Annotated in this window: 19 protein-coding genes; all 19 read left to right on the top strand. The window is 49.8% G+C overall.

Annotated features, from left to right (window positions below):
- Positions 1 to 15: 15 nt before the first annotated feature.
- The 19 genes from AC1DF0_RS20390 (at position 16) to infB (ending at position 21,451) form a co-directional block, all read left to right on the top strand.
- Positions 16 to 1,422 (top strand): DUF342 domain-containing protein, encoded by a 1,407-nt coding sequence (locus AC1DF0_RS20390; RefSeq protein ID WP_477575123.1) that lies wholly within the window; start codon positions 16 to 18, stop codon positions 1,420 to 1,422.
- 125 nt (positions 1,423 to 1,547) lie between these two features.
- A complete protein-coding gene (locus AC1DF0_RS20385) occupies positions 1,548 to 1,877 on the top strand; it encodes a hypothetical protein (RefSeq protein ID WP_442052521.1) in 330 nt (109 codons plus the stop codon).
- Positions 1,878 to 1,912: 35 nt separating this feature from the next.
- Positions 1,913 to 2,509, top strand: a complete 597-nt coding sequence (locus tag AC1DF0_RS20380) for a DUF6115 domain-containing protein (protein WP_442052522.1) — start codon at positions 1,913 to 1,915, stop codon at positions 2,507 to 2,509.
- Positions 2,502 to 3,077 (top strand): hypothetical protein, encoded by a 576-nt coding sequence (locus AC1DF0_RS20375; RefSeq protein ID WP_477575122.1) that lies wholly within the window; start codon positions 2,502 to 2,504, stop codon positions 3,075 to 3,077. Before AC1DF0_RS20380 ends, AC1DF0_RS20375 begins: the two co-directional genes overlap by 8 nt.
- Positions 3,078 to 3,249: 172 nt before the next feature.
- A complete protein-coding gene (gene rpsB / locus AC1DF0_RS20370) occupies positions 3,250 to 3,948 on the top strand; it encodes a 30S ribosomal protein S2 (RefSeq protein ID WP_442052524.1) in 699 nt (232 codons plus the stop codon).
- 133 nt (positions 3,949 to 4,081) lie between these two features.
- Entirely contained in the window at positions 4,082 to 4,732 is a 651-nt protein-coding gene (gene tsf / locus AC1DF0_RS20365; RefSeq protein WP_475820561.1) for a translation elongation factor Ts, read from the top strand.
- Between the two features lie 108 nt (positions 4,733 to 4,840).
- Positions 4,841 to 5,569, top strand: coding sequence for a UMP kinase (pyrH, locus tag AC1DF0_RS20360; RefSeq protein ID WP_442052526.1), 729 nt, complete (start codon positions 4,841 to 4,843; stop codon positions 5,567 to 5,569).
- On the top strand, positions 5,569 to 6,123 hold the full coding sequence (gene frr / locus AC1DF0_RS20355) for a ribosome recycling factor (RefSeq protein ID WP_442052527.1): 555 nt from the start codon (positions 5,569 to 5,571) through the stop codon (positions 6,121 to 6,123). Before pyrH ends, frr begins: the two co-directional genes overlap by 1 nt.
- A gap of 62 nt (positions 6,124 to 6,185) precedes the next feature.
- Positions 6,186 to 6,950 (top strand): isoprenyl transferase, encoded by a 765-nt coding sequence (locus AC1DF0_RS20350; protein WP_442052528.1) that lies wholly within the window; start codon positions 6,186 to 6,188, stop codon positions 6,948 to 6,950.
- A 27-nt stretch (positions 6,951 to 6,977) separates the two neighbouring features.
- Positions 6,978 to 7,778: a phosphatidate cytidylyltransferase gene (locus AC1DF0_RS20345; RefSeq protein ID WP_442052529.1), complete on the top strand. Its 801-nt coding sequence runs from the start codon at positions 6,978 to 6,980 to the stop codon at positions 7,776 to 7,778.
- An 18-nt stretch (positions 7,779 to 7,796) separates the two neighbouring features.
- Positions 7,797 to 8,936, top strand: coding sequence for a 1-deoxy-D-xylulose-5-phosphate reductoisomerase (locus tag AC1DF0_RS20340; RefSeq protein WP_442052530.1), 1,140 nt, complete (start codon positions 7,797 to 7,799; stop codon positions 8,934 to 8,936).
- Between the two features lie 94 nt (positions 8,937 to 9,030).
- Positions 9,031 to 10,311: an RIP metalloprotease RseP gene (gene rseP, locus AC1DF0_RS20335; protein ID WP_442052531.1), complete on the top strand. Its 1,281-nt coding sequence runs from the start codon at positions 9,031 to 9,033 to the stop codon at positions 10,309 to 10,311.
- Positions 10,312 to 10,322: 11 nt separating this feature from the next.
- Positions 10,323 to 11,771: a proline--tRNA ligase gene (gene proS / locus AC1DF0_RS20330; RefSeq protein WP_442052532.1), complete on the top strand. Its 1,449-nt coding sequence runs from the start codon at positions 10,323 to 10,325 to the stop codon at positions 11,769 to 11,771.
- A 167-nt stretch (positions 11,772 to 11,938) separates the two neighbouring features.
- A complete protein-coding gene (locus tag AC1DF0_RS20325) occupies positions 11,939 to 16,252 on the top strand; it encodes a PolC-type DNA polymerase III (RefSeq protein ID WP_477575121.1) in 4,314 nt (1,437 codons plus the stop codon).
- 172 nt (positions 16,253 to 16,424) lie between these two features.
- Positions 16,425 to 16,886 (top strand): ribosome maturation factor RimP, encoded by a 462-nt coding sequence (gene rimP / locus AC1DF0_RS20320; RefSeq protein ID WP_442052534.1) that lies wholly within the window; start codon positions 16,425 to 16,427, stop codon positions 16,884 to 16,886.
- Between the two features lie 42 nt (positions 16,887 to 16,928).
- Positions 16,929 to 18,026: a transcription termination factor NusA gene (gene nusA, locus AC1DF0_RS20315; RefSeq protein ID WP_337103020.1), complete on the top strand. Its 1,098-nt coding sequence runs from the start codon at positions 16,929 to 16,931 to the stop codon at positions 18,024 to 18,026.
- A gap of 48 nt (positions 18,027 to 18,074) precedes the next feature.
- Positions 18,075 to 18,389 (top strand): RNase P modulator RnpM, encoded by a 315-nt coding sequence (rnpM, locus tag AC1DF0_RS20310; protein ID WP_337103019.1) that lies wholly within the window; start codon positions 18,075 to 18,077, stop codon positions 18,387 to 18,389.
- Positions 18,376 to 18,708: a L7Ae/L30e/S12e/Gadd45 family ribosomal protein gene (locus tag AC1DF0_RS20305; protein WP_337103018.1), complete on the top strand. Its 333-nt coding sequence runs from the start codon at positions 18,376 to 18,378 to the stop codon at positions 18,706 to 18,708. Before rnpM ends, AC1DF0_RS20305 begins: the two co-directional genes overlap by 14 nt.
- Positions 18,698 to 21,451 (top strand): translation initiation factor IF-2, encoded by a 2,754-nt coding sequence (gene infB, locus AC1DF0_RS20300; RefSeq protein WP_477575120.1) that lies wholly within the window; start codon positions 18,698 to 18,700, stop codon positions 21,449 to 21,451. The genes AC1DF0_RS20305 and infB overlap by 11 nt, the downstream gene beginning before the upstream one ends.
- Positions 21,452 to 21,454: the final 3 nt, after the last annotated feature.

The following is a 21,454-nucleotide window of genomic DNA, read 5'->3' as shown; positions in this document are numbered from 1 at the left end:
AAAGGAGGAGATAAGGTGGATGATCAACAATTAGACAGCTTTCTGCGCGTCCAGACTTCAGCGGACAAGATGTCGGCCTTCTTAACCTTTAGCCGTATAACGGATGAATTCGAGTGTACAGCTGAGCAGTTGGAGCGTTTTGTACGGAGCAAAGGAATTGTTCAAGGGCTTCAGACAGAGATGCTAAATTACATAAGCAGCAATCCGCTTGCCTACTGCAAGGAACAAACCATCATTGCAAAGGGCAGATCAGCGCAACCCGGCAAAGATGGATACATTAACCTTATCTATGAACTTGAACAGCGGGATAAACGTCCGTCCGAGAATGAAGACGGCAAGATTGACTTCAAGGACGTTAATAAGCTGAAGAACGTTACGCGCGGGCAACTGATCGCTGAACGAATTGATCCGCAGCCAGGGYCATCCGGAGTAACGGTTAACGGAGAAGTGATTCCTTCCAAGCTGGGCAAGCAGGTACGTTTCAAAGTAGGCAAAAACGTTGTGCTTAATCCGGAACAAACGGCTATGTATGCAGCAATTGACGGTCTGATCACGATGACGGATAAGGAAAAGATTAACGTCTTTCCGATCTATGAAGTGAATGGCGACGTTGACTATCGTGTCGGTAACATTGATTTTGTCGGAACGGTCGTCATTCGCGGCAACGTACTTAACGGCTTCCGTATTAAAGCAGCCGGCGATATTCGCGTTATAGGCGGCGTAGAAGGCGCTGAGCTTGATTCAGAAGGCTCTATCGAGATTACAGGGGGTATTCTCGGTGGAAATAAGGGGCATGTGAAGGCTGGGCGCAACGTGCGCAGTTCCTTTATTCAAGAAGCGAATGTCATTGCCGGTGAAGATATTCTCGTCTCCCAAAGCATTATGCATTCAAGCATAAGAGCGGGCAAAAGCATCGTTTGCTCAGGAGCAAAAGGATTAATCGTTGGCGGCATCGTTCAAGCAGGCGACTTGGTGCGTGCCCGCACCGTCGGAAACACGATGTCTACAGCAACAGCGATCGAGGTTGGCGTGAAACCAGAGTTCCGTTATGAACTGCAGGAGCTAAGGACGAGGTTGAAGCAATCTGTTGAAAGCTTGGACAAAACGGATAAAGCGCTTACGATTCTCGATCAGCTGGCCGCAGCTGGACAACTCTCCGAGGAGAAGATGGCTTTGCGGGTTAAGCTTAGCGTGACGAAGCGTCAGACTAAGGTAGAGGTAGAAGAGACGAGAATGCGCATTCTCGAGATTGAACGTTCGCTGGAAGATACGGATCGGGCCACGATTGAGATCGTACATACGATCTACGGCGGAACGAAGGTCGTCATCGGACGTTATACCAAATTCGTTAAAGACGCAGCGCAGCGAGTATCTTTCCGTTATCAGGACGGGGATATTTCTATGAATCCATTAATCTCGTAATAACATTAGAAGTCCAAGTCCTTGGAGTATAAGCGAACTTAAGCATTTGACTGCGGCAAGAAACAGAGATAGACCGCACTGCTCGGCTTCTGCTCGGCCGACTACCTTATAAGGGGGAGTCTTCTATGACCTTCAAACCACTTGATATGCAAATGTCTGTGCCGCGTACGCAAGAGTATAGTGGACTGCAAGGACAAGCTGCTCATAAGCCCTTAGCTGACCAGTCAGCATTAGCGGGTCAAGCGTCCAAGGAAACCGAACAGCTGCGGTCAAAAAATACCGGAGTTGAGCAAGCGACCGGTCAGAAGGTGCGCAGCGATCAAGATCAGAGTAAAGAATCCGGAGGTCAACGTTCATCTGCTTCCAAGCGCACAGCTGGCGAACAGGCGGACGATCAGACGGAAGCGAAGCCTGCCCATCCATTCAAGGGGCATAATCTTGACATTAAATTATAGAAGAGCAAGTCATCAGGAGAAAGGCGGTAAGTGAGGTGGAATCGTACTGGCAATATATTGTGTTAGTTGGAGCGGTTGTCATCGTGCTGGCTTTTATGCTGCCTAGACAGAAGCGGCAAGCAGAGCAGCCATCACAAAGTATTCAAAATATGGAGACGGCGCTCGAGCAGTTTATGGAGAATATGGAGAAGGACAATCAGGAGCTTGTCTCGCTTGTCGCGAAATCGCAGCAGGAAGCGAAGATGGACGCAGAGCGCAAAGATATGCGAATAGCAGAGCTAGAGCGCAAGAGCTCTACACTTGAGCAACAGCTGCTTCTAGCGACGCAACAAGCTGCGAGTATAGTGAACCAAGGGACAAGGCTGTATCCATTAACGAAGGAATCCGTGCAGCAAGAAGTGATTCAATCTGCTCCAATAATGAGTCAGTCCAATCTAGAGGAAGAAGTAACGCAGACAGAAGAAGAGCCCATTCAAATGAAAAACTCGATCCAGGCTCGTTACGCGGAGCTGTTCCAATTGTATGAGCAAGGAAAATCGATCGAAGCGATATCGAAGAAGCTTGGCATGAACAAAGGCGAGGTGCAGCTCATTATGCAGCTTGCAAAGCAGGAGGATGCTGCTCATGCTTAAAAACCGGACATTTATGATTGGTCTCGGCGTCGGCATTATTATAGGAGCGCTTCTTTTGGAGCTCATGTACATCGGCGAGAAAAGCGAGGACAAGCTGTCTTTGCTTGGCGTAGATCAAGCAACTGAACAGAAGCTGTATACCCAAGAAGAAGTCGATGCACTGCTGGCAGCACAGAAGGATTCAGCCGAGATAAACGACGAAGTGAATCATAATGCGGATCAAGCAGCAGCGGATGCGCCAGTGAAAGCAAGCGACAAGCCCCTTGAGCCTACTTCTACGCCCGTTCCGGCTAAGCCTGCAGCTGATCAATCTAAAGCTGAGAAGGTGCTGCGGATTGAACATGGAGCGAACTTAAGCAATACAGCTTCATTGCTTGAGAAGAACCATATTATTGACGATAAGACGGGGTTCATCAATCAAATGAAGAAGGACAAAAAACTGGTTCGCGCCGGTTATTTTTTGTTTCACGAGAATATGACGGTTGATGAAGCCATCGAAACCGTTACGAGCAAGCCGATTACGAAAGCAGAAGCGGACGTGTTCAATAGCTCCAAGGCAGCGAACTGATTTTATTCTATAAACCATTGTTGCAGACGTTTGTCATATATGATATATTAATTGACGGTGTTAAAAACGCACGCCGGTCAATTTTGCCAATGGTGCTTTCGCTCGGCGAAAGTGTTGGCAAGAGATGCKAGTGGCGGAGGAGCACACAAAACCAATACAGGAGGTGTTGAATATGGCGGTTATTTCCATGAAACAGCTTCTCGAAGCTGGGGTACACTTCGGTCATCAGACTCGTCGTTGGAATCCTAAGATGGATCGTTATATCTTCACAGAAAGAAACGGAATTTACATCATCGACTTGCAAAAAACAGTTAAGAAGGTTGACGAAGCGTATAACTTCGTTAAATCCATTGCTGCAGAGGGCGGCACTATGCTGTTCGTCGGCACAAAGAAACAAGCTCAAGACTCGGTTAAAGAAGAAGCAGAACGTTGCGGCAACTTCTACATCAACCAACGTTGGTTGGGTGGCACGCTTACGAACTTCTCGACAATTCAAAAGCGTATCGACCGTTTGAAACAACTTGAGAAATGGGAAGAGGACGGCACTTTCGAAGTTCTTCCTAAGAAAGAAGTTATAATTCTTCGCAAAGAAAAAGACCGTTTGGAGAAATTCCTTGGCGGCATCAAAGGCATGAAAGGTTTGCCAAGCGCGCTGTTCATCATCGATCCGCGCAAAGAGCGTATTGCTGTAGCAGAAGCTCGTAAACTTGGTATCCCAATCGTTGGTATCGTTGATACGAACTGTGACCCAGACGAAATCGACTATGTCATTCCTGGTAACGACGATGCAATTCGTGCCGTTAAGTTGTTGACTTCGAAGATGGCTGACGCAATCGTAGAAGCTAACCAAGGCGAGCAAACAACGGCTTAAATAGCAGTTCATGCAGGTCAACAAAGGGTGGTCAGATGGTGAAAAACCTCTCACTGCCCTTTTTTTGAACGAAAATCATTTTTTCAAAATAAGGTAGAATAACAGCTTCGCACAACATTTAGGAGGGTTTAACATGGCAGTTAGCGCTAGCGCGGTAAAAGAACTACGTGAAAGAACGGGAGCAGGAATGCTCGATTGTAAAAAAGCTTTGGACGAAACAAACAACGACATCGAAAAAGCGATCGCTTTGCTTCGTGAAAAAGGTTTGTCGGCTGCAGCTAACAAAGCTGGCCGTATCGCTACAGAAGGCGTAGTAGAATCGTACATCCACGCTGGCGGTCGTATCGGCGTTATCGTTGAAGTAAACTGCGAAACGGACTTCGTTGCAAAAACGGATCAATTCCGTGAATTTGCAAGAGACATCGCTATGCAAATCGCAGCTGCTAATCCGAAATTTGTTCGCCGCGAAGAAGTTCCTGGCGATGAGCTTGAGAAAGAGCGCGAAATTTTGAAAGCACAAGCGCTTAACGAAGGCAAGCCTGAGAAAATCGTTGAAAAAATGGTTGAAGGCCGCATCTCGAAATACTATGAAGAATATTGCTTGATGGAGCAATCGTTCATCAAAGATCCAGACAAAACAATCTCGACTTTGCTTAATGAAAAAATTAGCAAAATCGGCGAGAACATCTCGATCCGTCGCTTCGTTCGTTTCGAACTTGGTGAAGGTCTTGAGAAAAAAGTCGACAACTTCGTTGAAGAAGTTATGGCTCAAGCAAAACTTTAATCCGAACGCACAGGCGGGGCGGGGCGTCCGCCCCGCCTGCTTGTTTTCAAAGACACATTTTGTAGAAGCTTGCACACTTATTTGAGCTGTATGATGGAGGTATAAACGTTGGAACATCCTGTGTATAAACGTATCGTTCTTAAGGTCAGCGGTGAATCATTGGCAGGACAGGAAGGCTACGGCATTGAAGCGTCGGTCATCTCTTCCATTGCGAACCAAGTGAAGGAAGTTATTGCACTCGGCGTAGAAGTCGCAATCGTATGCGGCGGCGGCAATATCTGGCGCGGAATCGCCGGTACGGCGAAAGGCATCGATCGCGCGACAGCCGATTATATGGGCATGCTTGCTACTGTAATGAACTCACTGGCGCTTCAAGACGCGCTGGAACAAATTGATGTGCCAACACGAGTGCAGACGTCGATCGCGATGCAGCAAATTGCTGAACCGTACATTAGACGCCGTGCCATTCGTCACTTGGAGAAGGGCAGAGTCGTTATTTTCGCGGCAGGAACAGGCAATCCGTTCTTCTCGACCGATACGACAGCCGCACTTCGCGCTGCTGAGATCGAAGCAGAAGTGATTCTGATGGCGAAGAACAAAGTGGATGGCGTTTACTCGGCCGATCCGTTCAAAGACGATACGGCAGAAAAGTTCGAAGAGCTTACTTACCTTGACATGCTTAACCGCAACTTGGGCGTAATGGATTCTACAGCCGCTTCGCTCTGTATGGACAACAATATTCCGCTTATTGTATTCTCGATAACAGAGAATGGTAATATTAAGCGTGTCGTGCTCGGTGATAAAATCGGGACTATTGTGAAAGGAAGTGTCAAATAATGCCGCTTCAAATTAAGAAAAACGCTGAAGAACGCATGGATAAAGCAATCTCGGCTTTAAAACGCGACCTAGCGTCGCTTCGCGCAGGCAAAGCGAGTCCTGCTTTGTTTGACCGCATTCAAGTTGAATACTACGGGGCAATGACGCCTCTTAACCAGCTCGCTAATATCAATACACCAGATGCGCGCACGCTGCTCATTCAGCCTTGGGACAAATCGTCCGTTGCTGCAATTGAGAAGGCGATCATGAAGTCGGATTTGGGTCTTACGCCTTCTAACGATGGAACTGCGATCCGCATTTCCGTGCCTATGCTTACGGAAGAGCGTCGCGGCGAACTCGTGAAAACGTCGAAAAAGTTCGGTGAAGAAGCGAAGGTGGCTATCCGCAACATTCGCCGCGATGCGAACGATTCCATCAAGAAGCTTGAGAAATCGGACATTTCCGAGGACGAATCACGCGGCCATCAAGAAGATATCCAGAAGGCAACGGACAAGTTCATCGCTGAAGTGGATAAAGTGCTTGTTGCCAAAGAAAAAGAGATTATGGAAGTATAATTATACAATAGGCCCCTCCGACAGGTGGGGTTTGGTTTTGATTCCGGTTGGGAGGAACGAAGATGATCAAGCGACTTTGGGCCCTACTTGGCAAATCGTCCAAAAAGCCGTCTAATCCTAAAGTCTTCGAAAAGGTTCCTGAGCATGTGGCTATTATTATGGACGGCAACGGCCGTTGGGCTAAAACTCGTGGATTGCCGAGGACGGCAGGTCATCATTCCGGGATGAAGGCGGTCAAGCGAATAACGATGGCCGCTGATAAGCTGGGCATTAAATATTTGACGTTATATGCGTTTTCCACGGAAAACTGGACGAGGCCGAAGGATGAGGTCGACTTCTTAATGAAGCTTCCCCAGCAATTTCTTGAGATCGAGCTCGACGAGCTGATTGCCAACAACGTTCAAGTCCGAATGATGGGGCATAAAGAGAACTTGCCTGCCCATACAATAAGCCCGCTTGAGGAAGCGATCGTGAAGACAGCGAACAATACCGGGCTCGTCTTGAACTTTGCTCTTAACTACGGCAGCCGCAAGGAAATGCTGGAGGCGGTCAAGGATATTGCTTCGGATGTGTCGCGAGGCGAGGTCGACATCAATGAAATTGATGAGAAGCTGATGGCAAGCCGGTTACATACCAGCGGAATGCCTGACCCGGATTTGCTTATTCGAACGAGCGGAGAGCTCCGTCTAAGCAACTTCATGATGTGGCAGCTCGCTTACAGCGAATTATGGTTTACGGATGTGTATTGGCCAGCGTTTACAGAAGAGCATTTTCATGAGGCCTTACAAGAGTATCAGCGCCGTGTGCGCCGATACGGCGGTTTGTAGCTTCAAGTATCGGAGTGTGACGTTTCGTTGAGACAACGGATTATTACAGGGGTGCTGGCTGGCGCGCTTTTAGTTGCTCTGACAATTGTCGGTGGCTGGCTATTTACCGCTTTGCTCGTACTGCTCGCCATTATAGGGTTTACGGAGTATGCAAGAATGAACGGCGTCAAATGGTCGCATCCGTCCGCACTGCTTGGGTATGCGGGCGTATTGCTGTTTGTGCTTCCTTGGTCGGATTGGAACGTTGATGTGCCTTCCGAAATGACAATCGTGTGGATGCTGGCCTTTCTATTGCTTGCCGTGACTGTCATTACCAAAAACAAAACGACAATTGATGGCGCCGCGCTTATGTTGCTAGGCGCTTTATATGTAGGTTACGGCTTTGCGGCCATGATCGAAGTACGAGGCATCGTTCCGAACGGCCTGTTCTGGACTTTCCTGTCCTTCTCCTGTACGATTGCGTCGGATACTGGCGCTTATTTCTGCGGACGAGCCTTCGGAAGAACGAAGCTATGGCCGTCGATCAGCCCGAATAAGACAATCGAAGGTGCGTTAGGCGGTGTCGTGCTGTCTTTGATCGTTGCAGTGATCTTCTCCCTATTCGCACCCGATACGGTTAGTCTTGGTCTGCCAAAAGCACTTCTCATCGGTTTGCTGGCCGCAGTTGCTGGGCAATTCGGAGATTTGATCCAATCTGCCTACAAGCGAGTGCGTGATATTAAGGATACGGGAACACTGCTTCCCGGCCACGGCGGCGTACTCGACCGTTTCGACAGCTGGCTGATCGTATTTCCGCTGCTGCTCCTAACCGGCCTGTTGCCGTCTTAAGTTTGGAGGATATGGGTGATGAAGAAAATTAGTATTTTGGGCTCGACAGGATCTATCGGAACGCAAACGCTTGATATCGTTGCTCATGCTCCGGAGCTGTTCAAAGTCGTCGGACTGTCGGCGGGATCTAACGTCGACCTGCTCATCGAGCAAGCGCGTCAGTTCAAGCCGGCAATCGTATGTCTCGGATCGAAGGAGCTAGCCGATGCCGCTAGACTGCATGTCCCCTCTGGAACAAGAGTGGTATATGGAGAAGAGGGCTTGATCGAAACGGCTTCTCATACGGATGCAGATATAGTTGTTACGGCGATCGTTGGCAGCCGAGGCCTTCCGGCAACGCTTGCAGCTATTAATGCCGGCAAGACGATTGGCCTCGCTAACAAGGAAACGCTCGTTACGGCTGGGCATCTCGTTATGGAACGCGCGAAACAGCGCGGCGTGGCGATTCTGCCGATCGATAGCGAGCACTCGGCTATCTTCCAGTGTCTGAATGGCGAGAAGCGGGAGAGCATCAAGCAAATTACGCTTACCGCATCGGGGGGCTCGTTCCGTGATCGTACGCGCGAGCAGCTAGAAGGCGTTACAGTGAGTGAGGCGCTTAACCATCCGAACTGGTCAATGGGTGCTAAGATTACGATTGATTCGGCTACGATGGTCAACAAAGGGCTTGAGGTCATTGAAGCCAAATGGCTGTTCGGGGTTACATACGATCAGATAGATGTCATTATTCATCCGGAAAGCATCATTCATTCCTATGTGGAATTTTCCGATCATAGCGTAATTGCTCAAATGGGCTTGCCGGATATGCGAGTGCCGATTCAATATGCGCTCACTTATCCGGATCGCGTGGCAACGCCGACGAATCGACTGAACTTAGCTGAGATCGGCAAGCTTCATTTCCGCGAGATGGATTTTGTCCGTTTCCCGTTACTGCGGCTTGCTTTCGATAGCGGACGCTTAGGCGGCTCCGCTCCAGCTGTATTCAATGCAGCAAATGAAATAGCGGTCGCTCGTTTCTTGAACGGTGAAGTTAATTTTCTCGATATAGAGAGAATTGTAGAGTCGACCGTTAGCCGGCATATTGTTACGGAGATTAACGATTTACAGACGATTGCGGAAGTAGACAGCTGGGCCCGCCGGTTTGCGGCAACCGTATAGGATTGCATACGGTCAAAAACCGGTTCTCTTGTATCGGACGGGAGAATAATGATAATCTATGTACAGGCCGTAACGAACAGGAGGCTTCACGTATATGCATATGATTCAGGTCATTCTTCTGACCGTGCTCGTTTTTTTCGTTATTGTCACGATTCACGAATGGGGACACTATTACTTTGCCAAACGGGCGGGAATATTAGTCCGCGAATTCGCGATCGGTTTTGGTCCAAAGCTGTTTTCGGTGTTGCGAGGCGAGACCAGGTATACGCTTAGACTGATCCCAGCAGGCGGCTTCGTTAGAATGGCTGGCGAGGATCCAGAGATTGTTGAAGTTCAGCCAGGCCAGACGATAGCAGTCCGCGTTAAGGATAACGTGGTCAAGAAGCTGTATCTGGATCGCTTGGATGAGCGGAGCGACGTTATTCGCGGTGAAGTTACCTCGATTGATCTAGAGCGCAATCTTCATGTGACGCTGGATATAGAAGGGGAAACGGAACGTTTTGCTGTGCATCCTCAAGCGTTGCTGATTACGAAAGGTAGAGATACGCAAATTGCGCCTCTTGACCGCCAATTCGGCAGCAAGACGGTAGGTCAGCGCGCGCTTGCAATTGCAGCTGGTCCATTTATGAACTTCGTACTGGCATTCGTGCTGTTCGCTGCTTACATTCAGATGGCTGGCGTACCAACCACTCAGCCCGATAAGCTGCTAATTAATTCGGTATTGCCAGATTCCCCTGCATCACAAAGCAAGCTGCAAGAAGGCGATGTCATTCATGCCATTAATGGCACGAAGATCGGTACCGATTTTGATAAAATGCTCGATATCATCGGAAAGTCTCCTAATGTCGCGCTTAAGGTCGATATTATAAGAGACGGCGTAGCTCAGCAGATTGAGATTACACCGAAGCCTGACGACGAAGGAGTCGGCAAGGTCGGCATTACCGCTGGCGTCAATAAAGTGCCGATGAGGCAGGCGACTTTTGCGGAGACGATTACGGGTTCGGCTAAATTAATGAAAAATATGACGATCAGCATTTTCGAAGGATTCAAGCAGCTAATCAGCAACTTTAATCTAGACGATGTCGGCGGTCCAGTACGAACGGCAGAAGTTACGGGCCAGATTGCAAGCCAAGGCATCGTACAGCTGACTTCGTGGACAGCACTGCTAAGTCTTTACCTCGGCATATTCAACCTGCTTCCAATTCCGGCGCTGGACGGCAGCCGTCTCATTTTCCTCGGAATTGAAGCATTGCGCGGTCGACCGGTCGATCCGAACAGGGAGAGCATGGTTCACTTTGTCGGGTTTGCAATGATTATGCTGTTAATGCTGGTAGTTACCTATAACGATATTTTACGATTGGTACGAGGGGAGTAGTAAGAAAGCTCATGTCTAAGGATAAGCAATTTGTTACGGAAATTACGCCGCAGAGCGAAGATTTCTCCAGATGGTATATCGATGTTATTAAGAAAGCCGAGCTGATGGATTACTCGCCGGTTCGAGGCTGTATCGTGTTCCGCCCAGAAGGTTATGAATTGTGGGAAAATATTCAGCGCGATCTGGACAGAAGATTCAAGGAAACAGGTCACCGCAACGCTTACTTCCCAATGTTCATCCCGGAGAGCTTCTTCCAAAAAGAGAAGGAGCATGTCGAGGGCTTCAACCCGGAGCTTCCATGGGTAACTGAGGCTGCCGGCGAGAAGCTGGAGGAGCGCCTGGCCGTTCGTCCGACTTCCGAGACGATGTTCGGCCATATGTATTCCAAGTGGATTCAATCTTACCGAGATTTGCCTGTCCTTATTAACCAATGGGCTAACGTTGTACGCTGGGAGAAGCGTACGATGCCGTTCCTTCGCACAAGCGAGTTCCTATGGCAGGAAGGCCATACCGCTCACGAGAACGAAGAAGAGGCACGTGAAGAAACGATGCGCATGTTGAACGTTTATCGTGAGTTCGTAGAGGAGTTCCTCGCGATTCCGGTTATCGTAGGCGAGAAGACACCTTCGGAGCGATTCGCGGGCGCGGTAGACACATATTCGATCGAAGCGATGATGAAGGACGGCAAGGCGGTTCAAGCCGGCACATCCCATTATCTCGGAACGAAGTTCGCTGTTGCTTTCGATATCAAATATTTGGATCGTGAAAATACATTGCAGTTCTGCCATACGACTTCATGGGGAGCAAGCACGCGACTCATCGGTGCGCTTATTATGGTGCATGGTGACGACCGCGGGCTTGCGTTGCCGCCTAAGGTTGCTCCAACACAAGTTATTATGATTCCAATCGGACCTGCGAAGATGCGCGAGCAAGTTGTTGGTCGCGTGGACGAGCTGTATGCCGAGTTGAAAAAAGCTGGCGTTCGCGTTCGCGTCGACGACCGTGCGGACGTTAGTCCGGGCTGGAAGTTCAATGAATACGAAATGCGCGGCGTACCGCTTCGTCTCGAGCTTGGACCACGCGATATGGAGAACGGCGTCGTTGTGCTCGTATCGCGGATCACTGGCGAGAAACGCATCGTACAGCAAGACAATCTTATAGCTGAAGTTGAAGCGATGCTTGCCGAGATACAGAGCGGCATGCTGGAGAAAGCGAAGCAATTCAGAAGCGACAATTCCCGTTCCGTCGATACGATCGACGAGATGAAAGCTTTCCTTGAAGAGCAGCGCGGTTTCGTTGAAGCAGGTTGGTGCGGTTCTGCCGCTTGCGAGAAGCAAGTGAAGGAAGAGACGGGCGCTACAAGCCGCAACATTCCTTTCGAACCTTCCGTTCAGAAGCCGAAATGTCTCGTATGCGGCGATGATTCGAAGCATACAGTCGTATTTGCAAGAGCTTATTAAGATAAACTCCTATCGGAGTGCCTAGAACGAATAACATTGTTCAAATATAGGATCGTATATCAATCTGCCATACTTTCTCTATATTTCTCCGGAATGAAACGCGCAGCGCCGCCAAAAGACGGCGCTGCGCGTTTCACCTTGGGGTTGGATCATAAGGAGTGATAAACATGAGCCAAACCGGTGACAAGCGGCAGCGCTTCGAGCTGTTGTTGCAGCAAGCAGGACTGCCGCAGGAACTTATACAATCTTATTTTCAAGACGGCTATATTGATCAAGTAATCGTAAGCAACAGCAATCGGGAGTGGACGTTTTGCATCCGCAAAACGTCCATGGTGCCTTTACAGGCGTATAATGGCTTCTGCCAAGCCGCGAAAATGAAGTTCGAGCATATTGCCGCCGTTTCTTTTCAGCTTATCTATGACCCCATTGTCGAGACGGAATCGATTTTACAGCAATATTGGGGCTTGTTCATGGAATGGGCGCAGCGCGAGATCGCGTCGGTTAACGGCTGGCTGCAGAAGGCATCGATTGATGTAGAGGGAGACTTGCTTACGCTGTCGCTGCTCGATACAACGGGGCTGGAGCTTGCGCGCAAGAAGAGACTTGATGAGGAGATCGTCCGTTTCTACGAAACGAGCTTTAACCGCACATGCAAAGTGAAGATGATCGTCAGCGAATCCCGCCAAGAAATATTGGATGAGTTTAATCTGAAGCTTGTTGAGGAAGAGCGTGAAGTTGTGCAGCAGCTGATGGCAAGCTCGCAATCGGAATCCTCATCTTCGGGTGACGACGAGGAATCCGTTAAGCTTGCCGTCGGTTACGATATTAAAGAAGAAGCCGTACCGCTTATGAATATTCAAGAGGAAGAGAAGAAAATAACGGTACAGGGCACGGTATTCGGACTAGATATGAAGGAGCTCCGCAACGGCAGCACCTTGTTTACGTTCAACGTAACCGATTTTACGGACTCCATCGCGATGAAGATGTTCGCCAAGACGAAGGATGACGTAAAAGTGCTAAGCCAGCTGGCTAATGGCAAATGGGTCAAAGCGCGCGGTCGGATCGAGTATGACCGATTCATGCAAGAGCCTGAGCTTGTCATGATGCCGAACGACCTGCACGAGATTGGTTCACCTCCGGACCGGAAGGACAAGGCCGAAGAGAAACGTGTCGAATTCCATCTTCATACGACGATGAGTGTCATGGATGCCGTAACACCGATCGGTGATTACGTGAAGACGGCTGCGAAGTGGGGACACAAGGCGATTGCCGTTACGGATCATAGCAATGTCCAATGTTACCCCGATGCGTTCAAAGCGGCTAAGAAGCATGGCATTAAAGTTATGTTTGGTTTGGAAGCGAACGTTGTCAATGACGCTGTGCCGATGGTACTGCAATCAAGACCCGAGCCGCTCGCTTCTGCGACTTACATCGTATTCGATATCGAGACGACAGGCTTGTCCGTCATTAATAATAAAATTATTGAGCTCGCCGGCGTGAAGATGCGGGAAGGAAAGGAAGTAGATCGCTTCTCGACCTTTATTAATCCGCATGAGAAAATACCGTACAACATCCAGCAGCTTACGAATATTAACGACGATATGGTGAAGGATGCGCCAGAGCTGGAACCTAAGCTGCGCGAATTCATTGAATTTATTGGGAATGACGTATTAGTTGCGCATAACGCGCKATTCGATATCGGCTTTATCCAGGCCTCTTGCAAAGCATTCGGCATGCCGGAGGTCATGAATCCTGTGCTCGATACGCTCGAGTTGGCTAGATTCATACATCCTTCGCTAAAGAACCACCGACTGAACACGCTCTCCGACAAATATAAGATCAGCTTGGAGAATCATCACCGGGCCATCGATGACTCGATTGCGCTTGGCGGAGTGCTGTTCGGCTTGATAGGTGACGCGGCGGAACGCAATATTACCGATCTACATCAGCTAAATGATTATGTAGGCATGGATCTTTCTAATTCACGTCCATTCCACTGCAATATATACGCGCTTAATGCAGTAGGCAAAAAAAATCTGTACAAGCTCATCTCGATGTCTCATACCGAATATTTCAAGCGTGTCCCTACGATTCCGAAGAGCAAGCTCGTCGAGCTGCGGGAAGGACTATTAGTCATCTCCGGCTGCGAGAAAGGCGAGTTTTTCGAGACGGTGCTTAATAAGTCGGAAGAAGAGGCTACCGAGGTTGCCCGCTTCTATGATGTGCTGGAAATTCAGCCGATCGACTTCTACATGCATTTGGTTGAGAAAGGCTTGGTCGGAAGCCGGGCGGAGATCGAGCAAGCGCATCGCCGCATATGCCAGATTGGCGATGCGCTTGGCAAACCGGTTATAGCAACAGGGAATGTGCATTACTTGAACCCGCGGGATAAGATGTATAGGGACATTACGATAAATGGCATTACGGGCTTTAGTCCGCTCAAGGGACAACGCAAGCCGGATGCTCACTTCCGTACGACAGACGAGATGCTGGAGGAGTTCGCGTTCCTCGGGGAAGCTCGCGCGCGCCAAGTTGTCGTAACGAACACGTCTGAACTCGCCGATCGGTTCGAATCGTATGATTTGTTCCCAAGCGAGCTGTTCACGCCGATTATTGAAGGCGCTGACGAAGAAATTCGGAATACCTGCTATTCGACTGCTAAGGGGTTTTACGGAGAAGATCTTCCGCAAGTTGTAATCGACCGCCTGGAGAAGGAGTTAGTTCCGATTATTAAGTTCGGCTTCTCTGCCAACTATCTCATTTCCGAGAAGCTGGTGAAAAAGTCGAATGCGGACGGTTATCTCGTAGGGTCAAGGGGTTCGGTCGGCTCTTCGGTCGTGGCGACGTTCCTCGGCATATCMGAAGTTAATCCGCTTCCTGCTCACTATATGTGTAAAAATCAGGATTGTCGCCACAGCGAATGGTTCCTAGACGGAAGCGTGCCGAGTGGATTTGACTTGCCGGCTAAGATGTGCCCGAAATGCGATCAGCCGATGAAGGGTGAAGGACAAGATATCCCGTTCGAGACTTTCCTAGGCTTCAAGGGAGATAAAGTTCCCGATATCGATCTTAACTTTTCTGGCGAATACCAGCCCGTTGCCCATAACTACACGAAAGTTCTGTTCAGCGAGAAGGCCGTATTCCGAGCCGGAACGATCGGTACTGTGGCGGAGAAGACAGCCTACGGTTTCGCGAAGAAATATGAGGAAGAGAATAACAAGAAGTGGCGCGGGGCGGAGCTTGCAAGGCTCGCCAGCGGCTGTACGGGCGTTAAGCGCAGCACTGGCCAACATCCCGGCGGTATCGTTGTTGTTCCCGATTATATTGAGGTCGAGGACGTAACTCCCGTGCAATATCCCGCGGATGATCAGAATGCCGAGTGGAAGACGACGCACTTTGACTATCACGCGTTCGAAAGCAATCTGCTCAAGCTCGATATTCTCGGACATGACGATCCGACCATGATGCGGATGCTGCAGGATTTGACCGGCGTGGATCCGACGACGATACCGATGAACGATCCGAAAGTGATGAGCATGTTCAACTCGACAGCGGCGCTCGAAGTCGCACCCGAGAAGATTCGCTCCTCGGTGGCAACGTACGGCGTGCCGGAGATGGGTACGAAGTTCGTTCGTCAGATGCTTCAGGAAACACAGCCGTCTTCATTCGCCGACTTGCTGCAAATATCCGGTCTGTCGCATGGCACGGGCGTATGGCTCGGCAATGCGCAGGAGCTGATTAAGAACGGAACCTGCAACATCAAGACCGTAATCGGTTGTCGTGACGATATTATGTTGTATCTGATCTACAAAGCCGGCATGGATGCCGGACTTGCGTTCAAAATTACCGAGAGCGTTCGTAAAGGTAAAGGGTTAACGCCAGAATKGATCGAAGAAATGAAGCGCTGCAAGGTGCCAGCCTGGTACATTGATTCCTGTCTGCGCATCGAGTATATGTTCCCGAAGGCGCATGCCGCGGCTTATGTTATTTCGGCTGTTCGTACCGCCTTCTTCAAGCTCTATTATCCGATTCATTATTACGCAACCTACTTTACCGTTCGTGCCGACGACTTCGATTTGGAGCTGCTCTGCCAAGGCTATGATGCCATACTGGCTAAGTTGATTGAGATCGAAGCCAAAGGGTTCAATGCGCTTCCGAAAGAGAAAAATATGGTGTCGCAGCTCGAAATGTCGCTCGAGATGACGGCCCGCGGTTTCTCGTTCAAGCCAATTGATCTTTATCGATCGGATGCTACGAAATTCCAGGTGGACGGAGATTCTCTGATCCCGCCATTTGCAGCGATTGCTGGTATCGGCGAGAATGCGGCGCGCAATATCGCAGCTTCGAGAGAAGATGGCGAATTCCTGTCGATCGAAGATTTCCAAATGAAATCGAAAGCAACAAAAACGATTGTCGAGGTACTCGGATCGATGGGTTGTTTCCGCGGCCTGCCTGAATCTAACCAGCTTTCTTTGTTCTAGTTTTGAAAGAGACTTGAAAACATTTCTTGTCACTCTATAGTGGTTATGTTATAATTTTTGTGGCAATGATGATGATAAAGGCTCTAATGCAGAAGAGTGGGGAAACCCACTCTTTACGTTTTGTATTCGGCAAAACAGGCATACCGCGTAAAATACAGGAGGTCAAGTCAATTTGAGCACATCCAAAATCAAAACCGTTGTTGAGGAAATGATTTCACCATTTCTTGACAGCCAAGGATTTGAACTGGTCGATATTGAATACGTGAAGGAGGGCAGCAACTGGTTTCTCCGGATTTTCGTAGATAAGGAGGGCGGAATCGACATTGAAGATTGCGGCCGAATTAGCGAACACGTAAGCGAGCAGTTGGATAAAAATGATCCGATTACGGATGCTTATTTCCTCGAGGTGTCCTCCCCTGGCGCGGAGCGCCCGCTCAAGAAGCCGGAGGATGTGCGTAAAGCCGTCGGGAAACACGTTTACATAACGACATACGAACCGATCAGCGGCGCTAAGGAGTTTGAAGGGCTGCTGCTTTCGTTTGACGGCGATAACGCCGTTGTTGCTGTGGGGAAAAAAGAGCATAGTATTCCATATTCGAAGGTTGCAAGCGCTCGTTTGGCAATCGTGTTCTAACATTCGTTTTTTTTCTATTTTGAAAGGGGGAACTCCATTCCAATGAGCATGGATTTTATTGAAGCGTTACAGGAAATCGAAAGAGACAAAGGCATTACGAAGGATGTGCTGTTAGAGGCCATCGAGGCAGCGCTAATTTCCAGCTACAAACGCAATTTTAATACCGCACAAAACGTAAGGGTTGATATTAACCGCCATACCGGCGTTATTAAAGTATATGCCCGCAAGACCGTTGTCGAGGAAGTACTTGACCCGCGGTTGGAAATTTCGGTTGAAGCTTCCCGCGAGATTAACGCGCATTACCAGCTGGACGACGTTGCCGAGATCGAAGTTACGCCTCGAGACTTCGGGCGTATTGCCGCACAGACKGCGAAGCAAGTTGTTACGCAGCGTATTCGCGAAGCAGAACGCGGACTGATCTATAATGCCTTTATCGACAAAGAAGAAGATATCGTTAACGGCATCGTTCAGCGCCAGGATGTGAAGAATCTGTTCGTCGATCTAGGCAAGGTGGAAGCGGTATTGCCGCTTACCGAACTTATGCCGACTGACAAGTTCAAGCATGGCGACCGTGTCAAATCGTATATTACAAAGGTTGAGAACACGACTAAAGGGCCTCAAATTATTTTGTCCCGTACGCATCCAGGCTTGTTGAAACGTCTATTCGAGCTTGAAGTGCCGGAAATCTACGACGGCGTTGTCGAGATTCGTTCGGTTGCACGGGAAGCGGGCTTCCGCTCGAAAATTGCCGTTCATACGCGCAATAGCGAAGTCGATCCTGTCGGCTCCTGCGTAGGTCAGAAGGGCGTGCGCGTTCAAACGATCGTCGGCGAGCTGAAAGGCGAGAAAATCGATATCGTTCGCTGGTCCGAGAATGTCGAGGAGTATGTGGCGAATGCGCTCAGCCCATCCAAAGTGCTTGAAGTCATCGTCTTCGAGCAAGAGAAGATGGCGCGCGTCATCGTGCCCGACTATCAATTGTCGCTCGCGATCGGCATCAAAGGGCAGAACGCTCGTCTTGCCGCGAAGCTGACTGGCTGGAAAATCGATATTAAGAGCGAGACGCAAGCCGAGCAGGAATACGGACGTCCAAGAACAACGACGGGCACGATGCATCAGGACTCCGTCTCGATCGATTAGTATAGAGCAACACGATTGTCAATGTAACTCGCAGAGGAGGGGTGCGCGGTGAGACCAAGAAAAGTGCCGCTTCGCAAATGTGTCGCTTGTCAAGAGATGATGCCGAAGAAGGAACTTATCCGGGTTGTGCGGACGCCAGCCGAAGAGGTTCAGATTGACCTGACGGGCAAGAAGGCTGGACGCGGAGCATATCTGTGCGGCAAAGTGAGCTGCTTCAAGCTTGCTAAGAAAACAAAGGCGCTTGATCGTGCGCTTAAGCAGCCGGTAGGCGATCATATTTACGATCAATTAGAGCAAGACTTCGTAGCCGTCGAAGATCAATTCATTGCCGGCAAGGAGCTGAGCGCCGATGAAGACGAATAAAGCTTTGTCGTCGCTTGGCATGTGCATGCGTGCCGGCAAGCTCATCACCGGCGATGAAATTGTGGAGAAGGCGGTAAGGCAGAAGCAAGTGCATCTGGTCATTATTGCCGGAGATGCTTCTGCCAATACGAAGAAGAAATTCAACGATAAGTGCAGCACCTACGGGATACAACTCGCCGAAGCGTTCGACCGTGAGCAACTAGGAAAGGCGATAGGCAAGCCGGATCGAGTCGTGCTTGCGGTAACCGATGCGCAGTTCGGAAAAATGATTGCGAGTCATCTGAGCCATAATACGGAGGTGGATAATATTGAACAATAAACAAGACAGCAAGGACAATAAAGATAAACTCCGCGTATATGAATATGCGAAGTCGCTCAATATGAGCAGCAAAGAAATTATTACGATTCTTAAACGGTTGAACTTGCCTGTAAACAACCATATGAGTGTTATGGAAAACGAAATGGTTCATAAGGTTGAAGGCTTCTTCCGTGATATTAAGGCGAATGCAGCGGCTAAGCGCGCACAGGAATCATCCGGGGGCGTGTCCGTATCTTCGTCTGCTTCTGCTAAGCAAGGGGCTAACCGTCCGCCGTCGCAGCAATCGCAGCCGCCTCAGCAACAGCAGCAGCAAGAGCGAAAGCCACAGCCACCACAAGCGGCACAAGCGCCACAATCTTCTCAGGCGACGCAAGGGCCGACAAGCAATAATCCAAATCATGACAGACAGGGGCCTACGAATTCTATTAATACGAAAACACCATCTACCCAACAGCAAAGCGAACAACGACCAGCAGGACAACAAAGCAACAACCGTCCAGCGCAATCTCACAATAATCGACCGGCACAGTCCGGATCCAATCCGAATCGTCAAGGCGGTCAAGGCGGACAAGGCCAAGGCGGCAGCGGCAATCGCCCTGCTCAATCCGGCTCGAATCCGAATCGTCCAGGCGGACAAGGCGGCGGGTTTAACCGTCCTTCTTCGCAAGGTCAAGGCAGTCGTCCAGCACAGGGAGGCCAAGGCGGAGGTCAAGGCGGCTTCAATCGTCCAAGCGCTCCTCGTCCAGACGGCGGCGGCAATCGTTCGGCATCCGCGCCGGCTGCGCCAAGCCGTTCGTTCGAATCCAGATCGACGACGCAAGCTCCTAATCGCAGCAACGATGCGAAGGACAAGAACGGTCGCACCAATACGAAACGTTTTGATGACGGCAAGCCTAACGGCTACAGAGGCGGCAACAGCAATAACCGTGGTCAAAAAGGCCGCGGAGGCAGATATCAGCAGCAGCAGCCTGCGCGCGAGAAGATCGACAATACGCCTAAGAAGATAATTGTACGCGGTACGATGACGGTAGGGGAACTCGCCAAACTGCTTCACAAGGATGCTTCCGAAGTCATTAAGAAGCTGATCTTCCTTGGCGTAATGGCTACAATTAACCAAGAGATTGACATGGACGCGATTCACTTGCTCGCGAGCGACTACGGCGTTGAAGTTGAAGTGAAAATTCCAGTTGAAGAGGATTCCTTCGAGACCGTTGAAGAAACGGATGAAGAGGCGGAGCTGGAAGCTCGTCCGCCAGTCGTGACCATTATGGGTCACGTCGATCATGGTAAAACGACGCTCCTTGACGCCATTCGCAAGACGAACGTAACGGGCGGCGAAGCTGGCGGCATTACGCAGCATATCGGTGCTTACCAAGTCGAAATCAATCATAAAAGAATTACGTTCCTCGATACGCCTGGTCACGAAGCGTTCACGCTCATGCGTGCCCGCGGCGCACAAGTAACGGATATTACGATTATTGTCGTAGCCGCCGATGACGGCATTATGCCGCAGACGGTTGAGGCAATCAACCATGCGAAAGCAGCTGGCGTTCCGATCATCGTTGCAGTCAACAAGATCGATAAGCCGGAAGCGAACGTTGATAAGATTAAGCAAGAAATGACCGAGTATGAACTCGTTCCCGAAGAGTGGGGCGGCGACACGATCTTCGTTGAAGTATCGGCGAAGCAGCGTATCGGCCTTGAAGGTTTGCTCGAGATGATTCTTCTTGTCGCAGAAGTGAACGACTACAAAGCGAATCCGAACAAACGTGCCCGCGCAACGGTTATCGAAGCCGAGCTGGACAAGGGCAAAGGCCCGGTTGCACGTATTCTCGTGCAGCACGGTACGCTTAAGATCGGTGATGCATTCGTTGCAGGCAACTGCTTCGGCCGCGTTAGAGCGATGGTCAACGACAAAGGCCGCCGCTTAAAAGAAGCTGGACCGTCGACACCGGTGGAAATTACCGGTCTTACGGAAGTTCCGCAAGCGGGCGATCCGTTCATGGTATTCGAGGACGAGCGCAAAGCTCGCGCAATCGCTGACCGCCGTTCGATCAAGCATCGTCAATCGGAGATGGGCGCGAATACACGGGTTACGCTCGATGATCTGTATAACCATATCAAAGACGGTGAAATTAAAGACTTGAACGTTATTATTAAAGCTGACGTTCAAGGCTCGGCCGAAGCGCTTAAAGGCTCGCTCGCGAAAATCGATATTGAAGGCGTACGCGTTAAGATTCTTCATAACGGCGTAGGCGCAATAACGGAATCGGATATTATCCTCGCTTCCGCTTCGAACGCGATCGTAATCGGCTTCAACGTTCGTCCTGATCCGCAAGCGGAATCGACGATCGCGCAAGAGAAAGTAGACGTGCGTATGCACCGCGTTATTTATAACGTCATCGACGAGATCGAACAAGCGATGAAAGGCATGCTTGATCCGATCTACAAAGAAGTCGTTATCGGCCATGCGGAAGTTCGTAGCGTATTTAAAGTGACGAAGGTTGGCGCGATTGCCGGTTCGATGGTTACTTCGGGCAAAATAACGCGTTCGGCTGAAGCAAGACTTATCCGCGGAGGCATTGTCGTTTATACAGGGAAGATCGATACCCTCAAACGTTTCAAGGATGACGCGAAGGAAGTTGCTCAAGGCTACGAATGCGGCATCACGCTAGAGCGTTTCAGCGATGTCAAAGAAGGGGACATAATTGAAGCGTTCGTCATGGAAACGGTAGAGAGGTGATTA

The organism is Paenibacillus sp. 05T425, from assembly GCF_056396205.1.
The sequence above is the reverse complement of the archived record's forward strand: the minus strand, read 5'-3'. Positions and strand labels throughout refer to the sequence as shown.

Coding starts and splice junctions, on each gene's coding strand:
- AC1DF0_RS20340 (WP_442052530.1), top strand. CDS start 7,797: ATGAAGAAAATTAGTATTTTGGGCTCGACAGGATCTATCGGAACGCAA.
- tsf (WP_475820561.1), top strand. CDS start 4,082: ATGGCAGTTAGCGCTAGCGCGGTAAAAGAACTACGTGAAAGAACGGGA.
- AC1DF0_RS20350 (WP_442052528.1), top strand. CDS start 6,186: ATGATCAAGCGACTTTGGGCCCTACTTGGCAAATCGTCCAAAAAGCCG.
- rpsB (WP_442052524.1), top strand. CDS start 3,250: ATGGCGGTTATTTCCATGAAACAGCTTCTCGAAGCTGGGGTACACTTC.
- proS (WP_442052532.1), top strand. CDS start 10,323: ATGTCTAAGGATAAGCAATTTGTTACGGAAATTACGCCGCAGAGCGAA.
- AC1DF0_RS20385 (WP_442052521.1), top strand. CDS start 1,548: ATGACCTTCAAACCACTTGATATGCAAATGTCTGTGCCGCGTACGCAA.
- AC1DF0_RS20375 (WP_477575122.1), top strand. CDS start 2,502: ATGCTTAAAAACCGGACATTTATGATTGGTCTCGGCGTCGGCATTATT.
- rseP (WP_442052531.1), top strand. CDS start 9,031: ATGCATATGATTCAGGTCATTCTTCTGACCGTGCTCGTTTTTTTCGTT.
- AC1DF0_RS20305 (WP_337103018.1), top strand. CDS start 18,376: ATGAAGACGAATAAAGCTTTGTCGTCGCTTGGCATGTGCATGCGTGCC.
- frr (WP_442052527.1), top strand. CDS start 5,569: ATGCCGCTTCAAATTAAGAAAAACGCTGAAGAACGCATGGATAAAGCA.